Annotated in this window: 19 protein-coding genes; 3 read left to right on the top strand and 16 right to left on the bottom strand. The window is 70.9% G+C overall.

Annotated features, from left to right (window positions below; genetic code table 11):
* Positions 1-140 precede the first annotated feature (140 nt).
* A complete protein-coding gene (locus K7G59_RS29160) occupies positions 141-1,325 on the top strand; it encodes an alcohol dehydrogenase catalytic domain-containing protein (protein ID WP_225839446.1) in 1,185 nt (394 codons plus the stop codon).
* A gap of 133 nt (positions 1,326-1,458) precedes the next feature.
* Here K7G59_RS29160 and rocD read toward each other — a convergent pair whose 3' ends face one another.
* The 8 genes from rocD to K7G59_RS29120 form a co-directional block, all read right to left on the bottom strand.
* The gene (gene rocD / locus K7G59_RS29155) at positions 1,459-2,685 is read right to left on the bottom strand and encodes an ornithine--oxo-acid transaminase (RefSeq protein ID WP_225839444.1); all 1,227 of its coding nucleotides are present in this window, start codon (positions 2,683-2,685) and stop codon (positions 1,459-1,461) included.
* Positions 2,682-3,494: a dimethylargininase gene (gene ddaH / locus K7G59_RS29150; RefSeq protein ID WP_225839442.1), complete on the bottom strand. Its 813-nt coding sequence runs from the start codon at positions 3,492-3,494 to the stop codon at positions 2,682-2,684. Before ddaH ends, rocD begins: the two co-directional genes overlap by 4 nt.
* A 163-nt stretch (positions 3,495-3,657) precedes the next feature.
* Positions 3,658-4,143 (bottom strand): Lrp/AsnC family transcriptional regulator, encoded by a 486-nt coding sequence (locus K7G59_RS29145; RefSeq protein ID WP_225839440.1) that lies wholly within the window; start codon positions 4,141-4,143, stop codon positions 3,658-3,660.
* Between the two features lie 48 nt (positions 4,144-4,191).
* A complete protein-coding gene (locus K7G59_RS29140) occupies positions 4,192-4,371 on the bottom strand; it encodes a hypothetical protein (protein WP_225839438.1) in 180 nt (59 codons plus the stop codon).
* A 94-nt stretch (positions 4,372-4,465) separates the two neighbouring features.
* Positions 4,466-5,416, bottom strand: coding sequence for a cytochrome c oxidase assembly protein (locus K7G59_RS29135; protein WP_225839436.1), 951 nt, complete (start codon positions 5,414-5,416; stop codon positions 4,466-4,468).
* Between the two features lie 102 nt (positions 5,417-5,518).
* Entirely contained in the window at positions 5,519-6,544 is a 1,026-nt protein-coding gene (locus K7G59_RS29130) for a 6-phosphofructokinase (RefSeq protein ID WP_225839434.1), read from the bottom strand.
* A 211-nt stretch (positions 6,545-6,755) separates the two neighbouring features.
* Complete coding sequence (locus K7G59_RS29125; protein ID WP_225839432.1) at positions 6,756-7,484, bottom strand: type 1 glutamine amidotransferase; 729 nt, start codon at positions 7,482-7,484, stop codon at positions 6,756-6,758.
* A gap of 21 nt (positions 7,485-7,505) precedes the next feature.
* Positions 7,506-8,744 (bottom strand): MurT ligase domain-containing protein, encoded by a 1,239-nt coding sequence (locus K7G59_RS29120; RefSeq protein WP_225839429.1) that lies wholly within the window; start codon positions 8,742-8,744, stop codon positions 7,506-7,508.
* A gap of 151 nt (positions 8,745-8,895) precedes the next feature.
* Here K7G59_RS29120 and def point away from each other — a divergent pair, with 151 nt between their 5' ends.
* On the top strand, positions 8,896-9,435 hold the full coding sequence (def, locus tag K7G59_RS29115; RefSeq protein WP_225839427.1) for a peptide deformylase: 540 nt from the start codon (positions 8,896-8,898) through the stop codon (positions 9,433-9,435).
* Positions 9,436-9,439: 4 nt separating this feature from the next.
* Here def and K7G59_RS29110 read toward each other — a convergent pair whose 3' ends face one another.
* Positions 9,440-10,081, bottom strand: coding sequence for a TetR family transcriptional regulator (locus tag K7G59_RS29110; protein WP_225839425.1), 642 nt, complete (start codon positions 10,079-10,081; stop codon positions 9,440-9,442).
* Between the two features lie 175 nt (positions 10,082-10,256).
* Between K7G59_RS29110 and K7G59_RS29105 the strand changes: the two genes are divergently transcribed.
* Positions 10,257-11,483 carry an acyl-CoA dehydrogenase family protein gene (locus K7G59_RS29105; RefSeq protein ID WP_225839423.1) on the top strand — a complete coding sequence of 409 codons (1,227 nt, stop codon included), beginning with the start codon at positions 10,257-10,259 and terminating at the stop codon, positions 11,481-11,483.
* Here K7G59_RS29105 and K7G59_RS29100 read toward each other — a convergent pair.
* The 7 genes from K7G59_RS29100 to K7G59_RS29070 all read right to left on the bottom strand — a co-directional run bounded on the left by K7G59_RS29100 (position 11,446) and on the right by K7G59_RS29070 (position 18,154).
* Positions 11,446-12,003 carry a cupin domain-containing protein gene (locus tag K7G59_RS29100; protein ID WP_225839421.1) on the bottom strand — a complete coding sequence of 186 codons (558 nt, stop codon included), beginning with the start codon at positions 12,001-12,003 and terminating at the stop codon, positions 11,446-11,448. The genes K7G59_RS29105 and K7G59_RS29100 overlap by 38 nt on opposite strands.
* A gap of 7 nt (positions 12,004-12,010) precedes the next feature.
* Positions 12,011-13,225 carry a cytochrome P450 gene (locus K7G59_RS29095; RefSeq protein WP_225839419.1) on the bottom strand — a complete coding sequence of 405 codons (1,215 nt, stop codon included), beginning with the start codon at positions 13,223-13,225 and terminating at the stop codon, positions 12,011-12,013.
* On the bottom strand, positions 13,222-14,355 hold the full coding sequence (locus tag K7G59_RS29090; protein WP_225839417.1) for a type III polyketide synthase: 1,134 nt from the start codon (positions 14,353-14,355) through the stop codon (positions 13,222-13,224). The genes K7G59_RS29095 and K7G59_RS29090 overlap by 4 nt, the downstream gene beginning before the upstream one ends.
* Positions 14,356-14,424: 69 nt before the next feature.
* The gene (locus tag K7G59_RS29085) at positions 14,425-14,658 is read right to left on the bottom strand and encodes a DUF6213 family protein (protein ID WP_225839415.1); all 234 of its coding nucleotides are present in this window, start codon (positions 14,656-14,658) and stop codon (positions 14,425-14,427) included.
* Between the two features lie 26 nt (positions 14,659-14,684).
* A complete protein-coding gene (locus K7G59_RS29080; RefSeq protein ID WP_225839412.1) occupies positions 14,685-16,070 on the bottom strand; it encodes an NADP-dependent succinic semialdehyde dehydrogenase in 1,386 nt (461 codons plus the stop codon).
* 75 nt (positions 16,071-16,145) lie between these two features.
* A complete protein-coding gene (locus K7G59_RS29075; protein WP_225839410.1) occupies positions 16,146-16,619 on the bottom strand; it encodes an NUDIX domain-containing protein in 474 nt (157 codons plus the stop codon).
* The gene (locus tag K7G59_RS29070; RefSeq protein ID WP_225839408.1) at positions 16,616-18,154 is read right to left on the bottom strand and encodes an ATP-dependent DNA ligase; all 1,539 of its coding nucleotides are present in this window, start codon (positions 18,152-18,154) and stop codon (positions 16,616-16,618) included. The genes K7G59_RS29075 and K7G59_RS29070 overlap by 4 nt, the downstream gene beginning before the upstream one ends.
* Positions 18,155-18,183 lie beyond the last annotated feature (29 nt).

Here is an 18,183-nt window from a genome sequence, read left to right as displayed (position 1 = left end):
CGGCGCAGACGCTGCGTCGGCTCGGACGGAGCCCGCTGCTGGTGTCGGACGTGCGGCGGCAGGGGACTCGGGGGTGGTGGAACCGGCCTGTCCTGACGGGAAGGGGCGACCGGGCACGCCGCGAACCGAGGAGCCGGACGATGCGCGCACTGACATGGCAGGGAAAGCGGGACGTACGGGTGGAGACCGTTCCCGACCCGAAGATCGAGAAGCCGGACGACATCGTCGTGCGGATCACGTCCTGCGGCATCTGCGGATCCGACCTGCACCTCTACGAACTGCTGGGGCCCTTCCTGGAGCCCGGTGACATTCTCGGCCACGAACCCATGGGGGTCGTCGAGGAGACCGGGCCGCAGGTGCGCACTCTCGCGCCGGGTGACCGTGTGGTCATCCCGTTCAACGTCTGCTGCCGCGACTGCTTCATGTGCGACCAGGGCCTGCACTCGCAGTGCGAGACGACCCAGGTCCACGAGTACGGCACGGGTGCCTCGCTGTTCGGCTACACGAAGCTTTACGGACAGGTGCCGGGCGGCCAGGCGGAGTTCCTGCGCGTGCCGTTCGGGGACAGGCTGCCTATCAAGGTGCCGCACGGCACGCCGGACGACCGGTACGTGTACCTGTCCGACGTGCTGCCCACCGCCTGGCAGGCGGTCGAGTACGCCGGCATCCCCCCGGGAGGGACGGTGGCCGTGCTGGGGCTCGGGCCCATCGGTGACATGGCCACACGCATCGCCCAGCACCGCGGAGCCCGTCTCGTCATCGGCATCGACCTCGTGGACGAACGCCTGGCACGCGCCCGAGCACGCGGCGTGACCACCCTGGACATCCGCGGTGACGGCAAGGACGTGGGCAAGGCCGTACGGGAACTCACCGAGGGGCGCGGAACCGATGCCGTCATCGAGGCGGTCGGTATGGAGGCCCACGGCGCCACCATCGCCAAGGCGGCCCAGTGGCTCGTGGGGCACCTCCCCGACGGCGTGGCCCAGCCGCTCATGGAGAAGGCGGGCGTGGACCGGCTCGGCGCCCTGCACGCGGCCATCGACCTCGTACGCAGGGGCGGCACGATTTCCGTGTCCGGTGTCTACGGCGGAGCGGTCAGCCCCATGCCGTTGCTGACGATGTTCGACAAGCAGATCCAGTTCCGCATGGGCCAGGCGAACGTCTGGCGGTGGGTGGACGACATCCTGCCCCTGCTCACGGACGAGGACCCGCTCGGCGTCGACACCTTCAAGACGCATGCCATGCCGCTGGAGGACGCGCCGAAGGCCTACGCCATGTTCCAGGCCAAGGAGGACGGCATGATCAAGACCCTCCTGAACCCCTGACCGCTCACAGGCCGGCCAGGATCTGCGGCGAGAGATTCTCGGCCCGGCCCCCATGAGCCGCTCAGAAGGCCGCCCGGCGTGAGGGGGGCCGGCCGCGAGGCGGGGACCGGCGCGTCCGGCCCCCGCCATCGTGTCAGACGCCCTGGCCCAGCACCTTCTCCAGCGCGGCCAGCGCGGAGCGCAGCTCCTCGGCCGTGATGGTCAGCGGGGGTGCCAGCCGGATCGTGGAGCCGTGGGTGTCCTTCACGAGGATCCCCTCCCGCATCAGGCGCTCGCTGATCTCCCGGCCGGTGCCGAGGGCCGGGTCGACGTCGACGCCCGCCCACAGGCCGCGCGCGCGGAAGCCGGTCACGCCCCGGCCCACCAGCTCGGCGAGTCCGTCCCGCAGGATCTCGCCCAGTTCGGCCGCCCGGCGCTGGAACTCACCGGTCTCGAGCAGCTCGATCACCGCCGTGCCGACGGCCGCCGCGAGCGGGTTGCCGCCGAACGTGGAGCCGTGCTCACCGGGGTGCAGCACGCCCAGCACCTCGCGCCGGCCCACCACTGCCGACACCGGCACGATGCCGCCGCCCAGCGCCTTGCCGAGCAGCAGCACGTCCGGGACGACGTCCTCGTGCTCGACGGCGAGGGTGCGGCCGGTGCGGCCGAGGCCGGACTGGATCTCGTCCGCGATGAACAGGCAGCCCTTGCGGCGGGTCAGCTCCCGGACCCCGGCGAGGTAGCCGTCGTCCGGGATGATGACGCCGGCCTCGCCCTGGATGGGCTCGATCAGCACCGCCGCCGTCGTCTCGTCGACCGCCGCCTCCAGCGCGGCCAGGTCGTTGTACGGCACGATCCGGAAGCCGGGGGTGAACGGACCGAAGCCGGTGCGGGCGGTCTCGTCCGTGGAGAAGCTGACGATCGTCGTCGTACGGCCGTGGAAGTTCTCCGCCGCGACCACGATCGTCGCCTGGTCGGCGGGGACGCCCTTGACGTCGTACGCCCACTTGCGGGCCACCTTGATGCCGCTCTCCACCGCCTCGGCGCCGGTGTTCATCGGCAGCACCATGTCGAGGCCGGTCAGTTCCGCGAGCCGCTCGGCGAACTCGGCGAGCCGGTCGTTGTGGAAGGCCCGCGAGGTCAGGGTGAGCCGGTCGAGCTGGCGGTGCGCGGCCTCGATCAGTGCCGGGTGCCGGTGCCCGAAGTTGAGCGCGGAGTAGCCGGCCAGCATGTCGAGGTAGCGGCGGCCCTCCACATCCTCCACCCAGGTGCCCTCGGCGCGCGCGACGACCACGGGCAGCGGGTGGTAGTTGTGTGCGAGGACCGGCTCCTCCGCCCGGATGAGGTCGGCGGAGGAACGGGTGCGGGCGGGCGCGGTCATGAGCGGATCTCCTGGGTGCAGCACTTGATGCCTCCGCCGGCCTTGTGGAACTCGGACAGGTCGACGGGGACGGGGACGTAACCGTGGTCGGCCAGGCGCCCGGCCAGCGCCTCGGCCCGGGGGGCGATGAAGACGTGCCGGCCGTCGGACACCGAGTTCAGGCCGAACGCCATCGCGTCGTCGCGGGTGGCGAGCACCGCGTCCGGGTACAGGCGCTCCAGCACCTCCCGGCTGCCCGGCGAGAACGCCTCCGGGTAGTACGCGATGTTGTCGTCGTCGAGGACGAACAGCGCCGTGTCGAGGTGGTAGAAGTGCGGGTCGACCAGCGTCAGGCCGATCACCGGGTGGCCGAGGAACTCCTGCACCTCCCGGTGTGCGTCGCGGGTGGTGCGGAAGCCGGTGCCGGCCAGCACGTACCGGCCCGTCCACACCAGGTCGCCCTCGCCCTCGGAGACCGACTCCGGGCGGTGGACGTCGTAACCCGACGCCTTGAACCAGGTGTCGTAGTGGATCGACTCGGGGCGCCGCTCCGGCGCGTGGAACAGGGAGCCGAAGACCCGGCCGCCGACCACGAACGCCGCGTTCGCGGCGAAGACCATGTCGGGCAGGCCCGGGACCGGATCGACCGTCTCCACGGTGTGACCGTGAGCGCGGTAGGCGCGGATCAGCGCCTGCCACTGCTCCTGGGCCAGGTCCACGTCGACGGGGATGTCGGGGTGCATCCAGGGGTTGATCGCGTACTGCACGGCGAAGTGTCTGGGTTCGCAGACGAGAAAGCGCCGAGCGCGCGGCACACGACTGTCGGGCACAGAGGGTTCCCTCCGGTTCCTGTGTGTCACTGGGGATGGCACCACGGTAGGAATCGGAGGACGACGACGACAAGCGATCAAAGCTGCGTGCATACGCAGCATCGCTGCGTTCTCCGCAGGCAGGACGCATGATCAATGCGCCGGTCGAGGTTTGAGAGCCCGATCACGGGGGAGCAGCCTGGGTGGCGCCCGCCTCGGGACTCTCCGGGAGCAGATGGGAAAGCACCATCACGCTGATCGTCTTCCGGATGAAGGGTTCGACGCGGATCCGTTCCAGCACCTCCTCGAAGTGCTCCACGTCCCGTGCCCGCACGTGCAGCAGGGCATCCGCGCCCCCGGTCACCGTCATGGCCGCCGTGATCTCCGGATGGTTGCGCACGACCTCCGCAAGCCGTCGCGGCGGGGCCGCGCCCTCGCAGTACACCTCCACGTACGCCTCCGTGCGCCAGCCGAGCGCGGAGGGTTTGACCGTCGCGGTGAACCCCGTGATCACGCCGGTCTCCCGGAGGCGGTCGACACGCCGCTTGACCGCGGTGGACGACAGCCCGATCGCCGCGCCGATCTCGGCGAAGCTGGTCCGGGCGTTCGCCATCAGCGCGGTGATGATCTTCCGGTCGAGATCGTCGAACGAGGGGGTCCTGCTGCTCATGCGGGCACTGTAAGCCCTGCCCGCTACAGCGGCCTTGACCAGCGGCCTTTACGACTGGGTGAGGATCATCGCAAGGGTCAGCAGCCCCAGCACCGCCCACCCGAACCACAGCCAGCCGTTGCTGCCGAGCGTGACCGTGTACGCCGTGACGACGACGAGCCCGCCGACGGTCATCGCCCCCATGGCCTTGGTGGAACCGTGCGTGGAACCGTGCGTGGAACCGGGCATGAAGACACCCTCCTCGTGGTCCGTCCTCCACCATGGTGCCCCGGTCCCCGCGCGGACGGGACGGCTCCGGCCGGCTTTGGCGCGTTTGCGCGAGCTAGCTCTGGCGCGTGTTCAGGGAGGCGAGGTAGGCGTTGTACGCCTCCAGCTCCTTGTCGCCGTCCCGGTCGGCGGCCCGGTCCTTGCGCTTGGCCTGGCGCTGATCGGAGCCGTGCCACTGGAACAGCAGCGCTATCAGCACCAGCACGGACGGGACCTCGCTGAACGCCCAGGCGATGCCGCCGGCCGCGCTCTGGTCGGACAGGGCCTCGATGCCGAGCGAGGCGGGGGGGTTCTTGAACGTCTCCACCATCGGCGTCGACGCCATCATCAGCGCGATGCCGAAGAACGCGTGGAACGGCATGCCGGCGAACAGCTCCAGCATCCGCATCAGGTGACCCGGCCGGCGCGGACCGGGGTCGACGCCGATGATCGGCCAGAAGAACACGACACCGACCGCGAGGAAGTGCACCATCATCGCGACGTGCCCGGCCTTCGAGCCCATCAGGAAGTCGAACAGTGGGGTGAAGTACAGCGCGTACAGGCTCGCGATGAACATCGGGATCGTGAACCCCGGGTGGGTGACGAACCGCATGTAGTGGCTGTGCAGCAGCGCCAGCAGCAGTTCGCGCGGCCCCTTGCGGCCCTTGCCGGCGGCCGGCAGCGCGCGCAGCGCCAGCGTGACCGGGGCGCCCAGGAGGATCAGGATCGGCGACAGCATGCTGATCACCATGTGCTGCACCATGTGCACGCTGAACATGACCATCCCGTAGTCGTTCAGCTTGGTGCACATCACCAGCCCGATGGTCAGCACGCCGGCGACGTACGACACGGTGCGGCCGGCCGGCCATGCGTCCCCGCGCTGCCGCAGCCGCACGACCCCCCACCCGTACAGACCGAGCCCCAGCAGGCAGGCGAGGAGGAAGAAGGGATCGGCGGACCACTCAAGCCCCCGCCCCAGCGTGAACGGCGGCAGATCCATCGTCATGCCGTGCCCGCTGTGATCCATGCGGCGCTCCTGATTCGTGGGGGTTGTGCAAATCTGTCCGCCCCAAGAGTAGAACCGCCCCCGGTCACGGCTGTGACCGGGGGCGGGTTGTTCCCGGGGGGACTACAGGACGCACTCCGCTTCGTCGTACCGCTCGGAGGGAACCGTCTTCAGCGTCTGCACCGCCTCCGCCAGCGACACCATCACGATGTCGGTCCCCCGCAGAGCCGTCATCATCCCGAACTCCCCGCGGTGCACGGCCTCCACCGCGTGCCAGCCGAAACGCGTGGCCAGCACCCGGTCGTACGCCGTCGGCGTTCCTCCCCGCTGCACATGGCCCAGGATCACCGGCCGCGCCTCCTTGCCGAGCCGCTGCTCCAGCTCGACCGACAGCTGCCGGGCGATGCCCGCGAAGCGCTCGTGCCCGTAGATGTCCTTGCCGCCCTCGTCGAACTCCATGGAGCCGGGCCGAGGCTTGGCACCCTCCGCGGCGACCACGATGGCGAACCGCTTGCCCGCCTCGAACCGCTCGCCGACCTTCCTCGTCAGCTCCTCGATGTCGAAGGGCCGTTCCGGTACGACGATGGCGTGGGCGCCGGCCGCCATACCGGAGTGCAGCGCGATCCAGCCGGTGTGCCGGCCCATGACCTCCACGACCAGCACGCGCTGGTGGGACTCGGCGGTGGTCTTCAGCCGGTCCAGCGCCTCGGTGGCGACGCCCACCGCCGTGTCGAAGCCGAAGGTGACGTCCGTGACGGCGATGTCGTTGTCGATGGTCTTCGGGACGCCGACGACGGGCAGGCCGTTGTCCGACATCAGCCGGGCCGCCTTCAGCGTGCCCTCGCCGCCGATCGGGATGATGGCGTCCAGGCCCAGCTCCGCGACGTGCCCCCTGGCCCGCTCCACACCGTCGCGCAGGTGCGAGGGCTGGACCCGGGAGGAGCCGAGGATGGTGCCGCCGCGCGCCAGGATGCCGCCCACGGCATCGAGGCCGAGCTTCACGTAGTCGCACTCCAGGAGGCCTTTCCAGCCGTCCCGGAAACCGATGACCTCGTCGCCGTGGTCGGCGACGGCACGGTGCACGACGGACCGGATGACGGCGTTCAGGCCGGGGCAGTCGCCGCCTGACGTGAGGACACCAATGCGCATAGCCCGAAATACCTTCTCAACGTGGGCCGGGAAACCGGACCACGTCGTCCGGCGGATTCCCGTCCACCCTACCGGCGCGAGGGGGTGGCTCCGTAGCGGGCGTCCGCCTGCTGGACGCGCCCGCACATGTGAGCGGACGTACCGTCAGGCGGGCCCGCCACGAGCGTGCCGGGGGGCGCTGGAAGGGCCCTTCAGCACCCTTGGAGAAACCCTAGGCGGACTGCTGCGCGGCCGCGATGCGCTCGTCGCGGAGTGCTTCGTACCAGCGGTCGTCGATCGGCGGCAGCGCGTTGACGTCGAGCGCCAGCTTCAGCAGCAGGTCGGCGATCTGCGGGTTGCGGGCGAGTACCGGCCCGTGCATGTACGTGCCGAAGACCGTCCCGTTGTACGCGCCCTCCGTGCCGTCCCCGGTGCCGTTGCCCCGGCCCATGCGGACCTGGGCGAAGGGACGGGCGGTGGGGCCGAGATGGGTGACGCCCTGGTGGTTCTCGAAGCCGGTGAGCTGGGGCAGGCCGAGCCGCTGGTCGATGTCCGCGAGGACGTCGCCGACGCACCGCTCGCCCTCGCCGCGCACCGACACCACGTCGAGCAGGCCGAGGCCCGGCTCGCGCTGGCCGAGGTCGTTGATGAACTCGTGGCCGAGGATCTGGTAGCCGGCGCAGACGGAGAAGACGATCGCGCCGTTCTCCACCGCCCGGTGCAGATGGCCGTCGCGGCGCAGCCGCTCGGCCGCGAGCCGCTGCGGCCGGTCCTCGCCGCCGCCGATCAGGTAGATGTCGCCGGAGGTCGGGATGGGCTGGTCGCTGCGCACGTCCAGCCGGGCCACGTCCAGTCCGCGCTGCCGGGCCCGGCGCTCCACGACGAGCGCGTTGCCCTGGTCGCCGTAGGTGCTCAGCAGGTCCGGGTAGATCCACACCAGCCGCAGTTGGTTGTCGCTCATGAGGTGATCGCCCTTCGAAGATCAGTTGCCGACGCGGCGGCGCAGGTCCTGGAACGCGGTGTAGTTCGCGATGACCTCGATGCGGCCAGGCGGGGCCTGCTGGACGGCCTGGTCGAGGTTGTCGCAGACCTGGAAGTGCTGGTTCGCGACCTCCAGACGGACGGCGAGGTCCAGCTTCCGGTCGCCGATGACGAAGATCGGGTGGCCGGTCAGCCGCGTGTAGTCGACGTCCCACAGCCAGGAGGTGTCGGTGCCGTCGGCGGAGCGCGCGTTCACGGACAGGATCACCGGGGTGGGCGGCGGGTCGATCAGGGAGAACGTCTCCAGCCAGCCGGCCGGGTTCTTGGCCAGCAGCAGCCGCAGGTCCCGCTCCAGGAACTGGACCACGTCGTACCGTCCGGCCACGGCCTGCACCTGGTACATCCGCTCCAGGGCGACCTGCGGCGGCACCCCGAAGACGGCGGCGACGGCCGCGGAGCTGGCCGCGTTCGCCTTGTTGGCCCGGCCCGGCAGCTGGAGGTGGATGGGCCAGGCCGAGCCGTGCGGGTCGAGGACGTGGTCCCCGGACAGCGCCCAGCTCGGCGTCGGCCGGCGGAAGCCGCACTCACCGCAGAACCAGTCGTCGCCGGGGCGCTGCATCACGCCGCCGCACGACGGGCAGGACCATGCGTCCTCCTGCCACATCTGCCCGGCCGCGACCCAGATCACGTTCGGGGAGGAGGAGGCGGCCCACACCACGAGCGGGTCGTCGCAGTTGGCGACGATGACGGCCTTCGACCCGGACAGGCCCTCGCGCCAGTTCTCGGCGAGCATCCGGGTCTCGGCGGCGCGGTCGAGCTGGTCGCGGGAGAGGTTGAGCAGGGCGATGCACTTCGGGTCGGTGTCCCGGGCCACTCCGGCCAGGTACTTCTCGTCGACCTCGATGACGCCGAACTTCGCGTCCGAGCCGCCCGCGAGCGCAGAGGTGATACCGGCCGGCATGTTGGCGCCGAGCGCGTTCGACACGACCGGGCCCGCGGCGCGCAGCGCCTCCGCGATGAGCCGGGTGGTGGTGGTCTTGCCGTTGGTGGCGGACACCAGGACGACGTCCAGGTTCTGGGCGAGCCGTCCGAGGAGATCGGGGTCGAGTCTGAGCGCGACCCGGCCGCCGATCACCGACCCGCTGCCCCGTCCCGCTGCGCGAGACGCCGCAGCGACCGCCTTGCCGGCGGTCACGGCCAGCTTGGCCCGCGCGTTGAGCGGGTCCGAGTTGCCTGCCATCAGTTCTCGATCCTCCTTGCGTACGCGCCGCGCCTTGGGCCATCCGGCAACGTGGTGTGGGCCTCAGCCTATCGAGATCCGCTCACACACCCGAATCCCGGCCCAGCCTCGCGCGACGGGCGTGTGCCGAGGGAACCGTACCCTTGCGCCCATGCGACACGGTTCCATTCCGGGCGCCCGCGGGCGCGTCCGGCCTCTCACCCTGCTCGGCGACGCCCCACTGCGCGAGCAATGCCGGGAAGTCACCGATTTCGGCAGCGATCTGGCGGTACTCGTGGAGGACCTGTTCGCCACGATGTACGCGGCGCGGGGGGTGGGCCTGGCCGCGAACCAGATCGGGGTGCCGCTGCGGGTGTTCGTGTACGACTGCCCGGACGACGAGGACGTACGGCACCTCGGACACGTGGTGAACCCCCGCCTGGTGGACGCGGACGGTGTGGTGATCCGCGGCCCGGAGGGCTGTCTCTCGCTGCCGGGACTGGAGGCGGGGACCGAGCGCTACGACCACGCGGTGGTCGAGGGCGTCACGATGACGGGGGAGCCGGTCACCGTGCACGGCACGGGTTTCTTCGCGAGGTGCCTGCAGCACGAGTGCGACCATCTGGACGGCACGGTCTACGCCGACCATCTCAGGGGCTGGCGCAGGCGCAGACTGCTCAGGCAGGTCGGCCGGGCCTCGTGGCGCCGCTGAAGGATCAGAACCCCGGGCCGCCCACCCGGTCCCCGGCCGCCGCGAGACGACCCCACAGCAGGTCGGCCAGGGACCGCACCAACTCGGCCCGGGAACAGGGCCGTTCGCCCAGCCACCAGTCCCCGGCCGCGTGCATCATCCCGACGATGCCGTGCCCCCACACCCGGGCCAGCTGCTGGCTGCCCGGTCCCAGATCGACCCGCTCCTCGATGACCCGGGCCAGCTCCTCGCCCATCCTGCGCAGCAGCGGCGCGCTGTGCTTGCCGACGTCGAAGCCCTGGTCGCTCTGGGACCCCTCCGCCGGGTGCATCAGGAAGCGGTAGACCTGGGGGCGGGCCTCGATCGCCGCGAGGTAGGTGTCCAGCGTGGACTCCACGCGCTCGCGTCGCTCGGCCGGCGCGTCCAGCGCCGCCCGCAGCGAGTCCAGCAGGGCGTCCGTGTGCCGCTTGGCCAAGGCCGCGTAAAGCCCGCCCTTGTCCCCGAAGTGCCGGTAGAGGATCGGCTTGGTGATGCCGGCCTCCGCCGCGATCGCGTTCATCGAAGCCTGCGGGCCGTCGCGCAGCACCACCCGGTCGGCGGCCTCCAGTAGCTCGCGCCGTCGGCGGTCCGCGGACCGCTGCTGGTCGGTCCGCTGTGTGGTGTTCATGTGCTCTCCCCACCCGTGCTGTTTCGGTGACGCCTGCGCAAAGTAACACTGACCGGGTGCCTGACATCGAACGGGATGCCGGGCACGCGGGGCGTCAGCGGGAGTTGACTTCTCCTACCGGTCGGTAACACACTCCAGTTACCGCTAGTAACACCGTACTGCCGCTGGAGGGGACATGGCCGAGTTCACCATGGAGCTGAACGACGAACAGAAGGAGGTCCGGGACTGGCTCCATGGCTTCGCCGCCGATGTGATCCGCCCCGCCGCCGCCGAGTGGGACGAGCGCGAGGAGACTCCCTGGCCGGTCATCCAGGAGGCGGCCAAGGTCGGCATCTACTCCCTCGACTTCTACGCGCAGCAGTACTTCGACCCCACCGGTCTCGGTATTCCGATGGCCATGGAGGAACTGTTCTGGGGTGACGCGGGCATCGCCCTGTCCATCGTGGGCACCGGCCTCGCCGCCGTGGGCGTGCTCGCCAACGGAACCGAGGAACAGATCGGCACCTGGATCCCTCAGATGTACGGCGACGCGAGCGACGTCAAGGTGGCCGCGTTCTGCTCCTCCGAGCCCGACGCCGGCTCCGACGTGGCCTCCATGCGCACGCGTGCGGTGTACGACGAGGCCAAGGACGAGTGGGTGATCAACGGCACCAAGACCTGGGCGACCAACGGCGGCATCGCGGGCGTCCACGTCGTCGTCGCCGTCGTCGACCCGGAGCTGGGATCCAAGGGCCACGCCTCCTTCATCGTCCCGCCGGGCACGCCGGGCCTCGCCCAGGGGCAGAAGTTCAAGAAGCACGGCATCCGCGCCTCGCACACCGCCGAGGTCATCCTCGACGACGTCCGCGTCCCCGGCTCCTGCCTGCTCGGCGGCAAGGAGAAGCTGGACGAGCGCCTCGCCCGCGCCCGCGAGACGGCGAAGGCGGGCGGCGAGCGCGTGAAGAACGCGGCGATGGCCACGTTCGAGGCCTCGCGGCCGGCCGTGGGCGCGATGGCGGTCGGCACCGCTCGTGCCGCCTACGAGGTCGCTCTCGACTACGCCGGCACCCGTGAGCAGTTCGGCCGGCCGATCATCGACAACCAGGGCGTGGCCTTCCAGCTCGCCGACATGCGGACGCAGATCGACGCCGCCCGTCTGCTCGTGTGGCGCGCCTCCTGGATGGCGGTCAACGGCAAGCCGTTCACCGCGGCCGAGGGGTCGATGTCGAAGCTGTTCGCGAGCGAGACCGCGAAGAAGGTGACCGCGCAGGCCATCCAGATCCTCGGCGGCAACGGGTACACCCGGGAGTACCCGGTCGAGCGGATGCACCGCGACAGCGCGATCTACACGATCTTCGAGGGCACGAGCGAGATCCAGCGGCTGGTCATCGCGCGGACCCTGGCCGGGATGCCCATCCGGTAGCGCCGTGCCTCAGCGGAGTCAGCTGCTCGATGTCGTACTTGGCGCGTAGCTCCTCGATCGCCTCCTGGTCCGGCGGGCCGCCGTCCCGCAGGATCTCCAGCAGTTCCTCGAAATAGCGCTCGTGGTCCGGCGGGGGAGACGCCTGGAAGAGCATCCTCGCGGACCGGTCCGTCGGGTTCGCGAACGCGTGGGGGCAGCCCGGTGGTACGACGATCACCGTGCCGGGCGCCGCCCGGACCACCCGGTTGCCCGAACCCGACTCCCAGCTCTGCCAGTTCTCCGGTGTGCGAACGCGGGGCTCGAAGGCGAGCACGTCCAGCTCGCCTTCGAGGACGTAGAACAACTCCTCGCTTCGCGTGTGCACATGTGCGCCGACGTCGAATCCCGGCGGGACCTCCACCTCGAAGGTGGAGGCCATCCGCGAGTGGGTGCCGGTGACCTTGAACGTCACGCGCTGGGCCGGCGTCTCGACGACGCGGCCGTGCCCGGGCGGCACGAGCAGTCCCTCGGTCTCCGTCATGGCCCGCTCACCAGGTCACCGGCAGGGCCTCGGGCCCCCGGATCAACGCGCCCTTCCGGAAGGGCACCTGCCTCGGCGTCACGGCCAGCCGCAGCCTCGGCACCCGGTCCAGGAGGGTGTCCACCAGCAGCTCCGACTCCAGCCGGGCCAGCATGCCGCCCGGGCAGTAGTGCGGGCCGAAGCCGAACGCCACGTGCGGGTTGCAGGTACGGGAGAAGTCGATCCGCTCAGGGTCGGGGAAGACGTCCGGGTCGCGGTTGGCGGCCAGGTAGGAGACGTAGACCGGGTCGCCGGCCCGGATGCGTACGCCTTTGATCTCGACGTCCTCCAGGGCGATCCGGGACAGGCCGACCGCGTTGCGGTGCGGTATGTAGCGCAGCAGTTCGTCGATCGCCCGCGGGCGGATCTCCGGCTCGGCGCGCAGCCGTTCGGTCAGGTCGGGGCGGGTCAGCAGGAGGTAGAACATCTGCCCGCTGTTGTTGGTGACCGCCTCGCCGCCGATCTGGAGGAGCACGGCGAGGCCGACCGCCTCGTCCAGGGTGACCTCGCCCCGGCCCACGGCGGCGCCGAGCAGCGAGGTGACGTCCTCGTCCGTGCTGCCCTCGCGCCGCCCGATCAGGTCCGAGAAGTAGGCGCTCATCTCGCGCTTGGCCTTCTCGCTGATCTCCTTGCCGTGGGAGGAGGACAGGATCAGCTGGGTCCAGGTGTGCATGACGTGCCGGTCCGCGGCCGGTACGCCCATCAGTTCGCAGATCACCGCGATGGGGAACGGCCCGAGGACCGTCGCCGTGAGGTCGGCCGGCGGGCCGTCCTGGAGGAGTTCGTCCACCAGCTCGTCCAGCATTCCGCGCGCCTTCTCCCGGACGCGTTCCACGCCCTTCGCGGTGAACGCGGCGGCCACCGAGCGGCGCAGCCGGGTGTGGTCGGGCGGGTCGAGGAAGCCGACCGCGCCCCGGTCCGGGATGAAGTGCGGGGCGAGCCGGGTGACCTGCCTGCCCATGACCGCCTCACGGCTGAAGCGGGGGTCGTTGGTCACCATGCGCACGTCGTCGTACCGGGTCACCAGCCACGCCCAGCCCTCGCCGTTGGGCAGCTGGATGCGGGTGACCGGTCCCTCGCGCATCAGCTCGGTCAGCACCGGGTCGAAGTCCGTCCCGGTCAGGTCGAGCGCCGGCCAGTGCCGGACCGGGGGCAGGATCTCGGTGAGCGTGTCGTCGGTCATCGCCTGGCTCCGTCCGCCGAGGTCCAGCGGCCCACCGTCATCTCGGCGGTGATACCGGGACCGAATCCGGCGAGCAGTCCCCGCGCCCGGTCCTCGGCGCCGCCTTCGTCGAACAGGCGGCGCAGTGCGTCCAGGACGACGGCGCTCGCGATGTTGCCGTACTCGGTCAGCGTCGCCCGGCTGAACCGGAACGCGTGCGGGTCGACCCGGAGGAACTTGCTCAGGTCGTCGAGTATTCGGGGCCCGCCCGCGTGGATGATGTAGAAGTCCAGGTCGGACGCGTCCCAGCCGTGGGTGCCGGCCAGGTCCGTCAGGGCCGGTGCGAGCGGCTCCATGGTCGTGGGCACCCGCTTGTCCAGCAGGAAGTGGAACCCGGTCGCCCGGACGTCGTACGCGATCCACTCCTCGGTCTTCGGGATCAGGTACGAGCCGTTGCGTTCCAGGTGGACGCCCGTGCCGCCATGGCCGCGCACCACGGCGGCGGCGATGCCGTCACCGAAGAGACCGTTGGAGAGCAGCGAGCCGATGCCGAGGTCGGTGGGCTGGTAGCACAGCGAGCAGAACTCGCAGGCCACGATGAGCGCGTTGCCGTTCGGGTAGGCCGTGCAGAAGTCATGGGCCCGGTTGATCGCCGCGCCGCCGGCCGCACAGCCCAGCTGGGCTATGGGCAGCTGACGGGTAGTGGTGTCGAAGTCCATCTCGTTGATCAGCCACGCGGTCAGCGAGGGCATCATGAACCCCGTGCACGACACGTAGATGATCACATCGATGTCGGAGGTCAGGAGTTCGGCGTCGTCCAGCGCCCGCTGGATCACCGCGGGGACCCGGGCCTTGGCCTCGGCCTCGTACAGCTTGTTGCGGTCCTCGAAGCCGGGATGCTTCAGGGTCTCCTCGATGGGCTGCACGATGTGCCGCGTGCGAACACCGGTGTTCTCGATCAGCCTCAGTGCCAGAGGCAGTTGGGGGTGGTCCGCGTGGCGGGAGCGCGCCAGCTCCAGCGTCTCCTCCATCGTGATCACGTGTTCCGGGACCGACACCGAAGGTCTGCACAAAGTCGCCATGAGCGTCCCTGCTTTCGCCTTCCGGCAGGCCTGTGCCCGCCGGTCAGAAGGTGGTCCACTCAGGTTCACCCGACGGGGCGACGATCTCGCGCCGGACTACTCCGAACCGGTGATGAAGGGTAAGGGGTGGCCGCCCCGCTACGGCGCTCCGCTGCTGTGTGCGATGCATGCGACGTCGATGCGGTCCGCGAGCTTGGCCAGCTCGATCGTCAGGGCGGCCACGGTGTCCTCGTCGAGCCGTTGCTCCCCGGACTCGACCAGACGGAGCCACCGCCCGCCCACCGTCCGCAGCAACTTGCTCACGTCGGCCGCGGCCACCTGCAAGGTCCCGCGGTCGTCGACGATCAGTGGCAGGGTCAGTTCGCGGTTCACAGAAGGGGATGGTAGTCGTGCGGTGCTCACACACCCTGCCAAACCGTGGTGATGTTGCAGAACTCCCGGATTCCGTGCCCGGACAGCTCACGCCCGTAGCCCGACCTCTTCACACCGCCGAACGGGAACGCCGGGTGGGAGGCGGTCATGCCGTTGACGTACACGGCACCGGCCTCCAGGTCGCGGGCGAAGCGCTCCGCCTCGTCCTCCTCACGGGTCCACACGTTCGAACTCAGCCCGAACGGGCTGTCGTTGGCGATCAGTACGGCCTCGTCCAGGTCCCCGGCCCGGTACACCGTGGCGACCGGTCCGAACGCCTCCTCGCGGTGTAGGCGCATCTCGCGGGTGACCCCGGCGAGCACGGTCGGCGGGTAGTACCACCCCGGCCCCTGCGGACGTTCGCCGCCGCACAGCACCCGGGCGCCGCCGCGCCTGGCGTCGTCCACCAGTTCCTCCAGGTCCAACCGTCCCCGCTCGCTGGCGAGCGGCCCGATCTCCGTGTCCTCCTCCAGGGGGTCGCCCATCCTGAGCGCCGTCATGCCCGCGACGAACCTCTCGGTGAAGGCGTCGTACACGTCGCTGTGCACGATGAACCGCTTGGCGGCGATGCAGGACTGCCCGTTGTTCTGCACCCGCGCGGTCACCGCGACCTGCGCAGCGCGGTCGATGTCGGCGGAGGGCATGACCACGAACGGGTCGCTGCCGCCCAGCTCCAGCACCGTCTTCTTGATCATCTGCCCGGCGGTGGAGGCGACCGCGCGGCCCGCGGGCTCGCTGCCGGTGAGGGTCGCGGCCTTCACGCGCTCGTCGTGCAGGATGTCCTCGACCGCGCCCGCGCCGATCAGCAGGGTCTGGAAGCATCCCTCCGTGAAGCCCGCCCGGTGGAACAGGTCCTCCAGGTACAGGGCCGTCTGCGGGACGTTCGAGGCGTGTTTGAGCAGACCGACGTTGCCGGCCATCAAGGCGGGCGCGGCGAAGCGGATCACCTGCCAGAGGGGGAAGTTCCACGGCATGACCGCGAGCACGGGTCCCAGCGGCCGGTAGACGACGCGCACGCGGGACGCGCCCGAGTCCCGTACGTCCGACTCGGCGGGCTCCTCGTCGGCCAGCAGCGACTCGGCCCGCTCGGCGTACCAGCGCATCGCCCTGGCGCACTTGGCGGCCTCGGCGCGGGCCTGTTTGATCGGCTTGCCCATCTCCGTGGTCATGACCCGGCCGATCTCCGCCTGGTCCTCCTGCAGCAGGCCGGCGGCCTTGTTCAGCAGCCGGGCGCGCTCGGCGAAGGACGTCGTCCGGTACGTGCGGAAGGTGGCCTCGGCGAGCTGGAGCCGGCGTTCCAGCTCCTCCTCGCCCATGGGCTCGTACGTCTTGAGCGTCTCGCCGTTCGCCGGGTTCACCGTCGCGATGGGCATGGCTGGCCTCCCTGGGAGCGGGCTTGCTTCGACCTTCGCGCGCACCCGTGCCGTGCGCAACGCGTGAGCGTCCCTTCAGCCCGAGTGCTCCTCCAGTCGGTCGAGAAACGCGGCCTGAGCCGAAATGATCACCTCGCGGGCCGGGGCGAGGCCGAACCACGCCACGCGGTCCAGCTCGGGGAACTCCCGCATCCGCCCTGACCTCGGGGGCCACTCCATGGCGAAGGTGCCCGGGGTGATCGTCTCCGGGTCGAGATCACCCTCGACCGCCCACGCCGTCACGACCTTGCCGCCCCGCTGCACGACCTCGCCGAGCGGCAGGGCCTCACCGTCGGGCGGCTCCACCCCCAGCTCCTCGCGGAACTCCCGCCGGGCCGCCTCCCGGGCGGGCTCGTCCGGCTGGTACTCGCCCTTGGGCACGGTCCACGCGCCCGCGTCCTTCCTGGCGAAGAACGGACCGCCCATATGCCCCAGCAACACCTCCAGCCCTTCGTCGGTGCGCCGGAACAGCAGCAGTCCCGCGCTGCGCTTGGTCGTCCTCACCGTCATGGCCCGGCCTCCGGGTGGGCCGCGAGCAGAGCCTGGACCGTATCCGCCTCCTCGGGGCGCTTGTCCTCGCGGTAGCGGACCACGCGGGCGAAGCGGAGGGTGACCCCGGCCGGGTAGCGGGTGGAGCGCTGCAGGCCGTCGTAGGCGATCTCCACGACGAGTTCGGGGCGTACGGTGACCACCCAGCCGTTGTCCTCGACGGCCAGCTCCTGGAGCTTGTGCGTCTGCCAGGCGAGCATCGCGTCCGTCATGCCCTTGAAGGTCTTGCCGAGCATCGCGAACGTGCCGTCCGGGTTGCGGGCGCCGAGATGCAGGTTGGACAGCCTGCCGGTGCGCCGGCCGTGGCCCCACTCGGCAGCCAGCACGACGAGGTCGAGGGTGTGCACGGGCTTGACCTTCAGCCAGGCGGCGCCGCGCCGGCCCGCGCTGTAGGGGGCGTCCAGTGCCTTGACGACCACGCCCTCGTGGCCGCGGGCCAGGGAGTCGGCGAGGAACCGTTCCGCCTCGGCGACCTCCCGTGGGCCGGACACCACCGTCCGGCGCACCCGCATAGGCTCCGGCACCAGCCGGGCCAGTGCGGCGTGCCGTTCGGCGAAGGGCAGGTCGAGCAGGTCACGGCCGTCGACCGACAGGGCGTCGAAGAAGACGGGGGAGACCGGTACCTGGCCGGCGGCCCTCGCCACGTCCGTCCGGGAGCCGACCCGGCCCGCCGTCTCCTGGAAGGAGCGCGGGCGCCCGGCGGCGTCGAAGGAGATCACCTCGCCGTCGAGGATGAACCGCTCGCCCGCCAACCCCAGGGCCGCGGCGGTCACTTCGGGAAGCCGCTCGGTGATGTCGTCCAGCGTGCGGGTGTGGACCCGTACGGTCTCGCCGTCCCGGTGGACCTGGACCCGGATGCCGTCCAGCTTCTCCTCCACCGCGCACGCACCCAGCTTCTCGACCGCCTCGGCGACCGAGGAGGCACTGTGCGCCAGCATCGGCAGCACCGGGCGGCCGACCGTGAGCCGGAAGCGCTCCAGCGCGCCGGGCCCGTCGGCGAGCAGGGCTTCGGCCACCGCCTGCAGCGACCCGGCGAGCATCACCGCCCGGCGTACCTCCGCCGGATCCGCGCCGGTCGCCCGGGCGAGCCCCTCCACGGCGACCGCGTCCAGGGCGCCCTGGCGCACCTCGCCGGTGAGCAGACCGCGCAGGAAGCGCTGCTCCGCCTCGGTGGCCGCGCCCATCAGCTCCCCGACGAGCCGGGCCCGCTCCGCCTGGGAACCGGGCCCGGACACCTTGCCCAGCTCGGCCAGGCGCGCGTCGGCCTCCCGCACGGTGAGCGAGGGCTCGGAGGCCGGCCGCACCGGGCGGCTCAGCACCTTCCAGCCGATCCCGAGCCGCCCCTGCGGGATCCGTCCGGCCAGATACGGGATGACGACCGGCACGTCGTCCGCCTCCGCGTCCCGGAACAGCTCCGCGAGCAGCGCCGTCTTACGGGACCGGGCCGCCGTGGCGGCGACCTCCCGTGACACTTCGGCGAGCCGGGACAGCAGCATGCAGTCATGGTGCACCGAGGGTGCGCGCT

The organism is Streptomyces sp. NK08204 (genome assembly GCF_020400585.1).
Taxonomy (GTDB): Bacteria; Actinomycetota; Actinomycetes; order Streptomycetales; family Streptomycetaceae; genus Streptomyces.
Note: the sequence above shows the minus strand (reverse complement) of the source record. Positions and strands in the feature narration are given on the sequence as shown.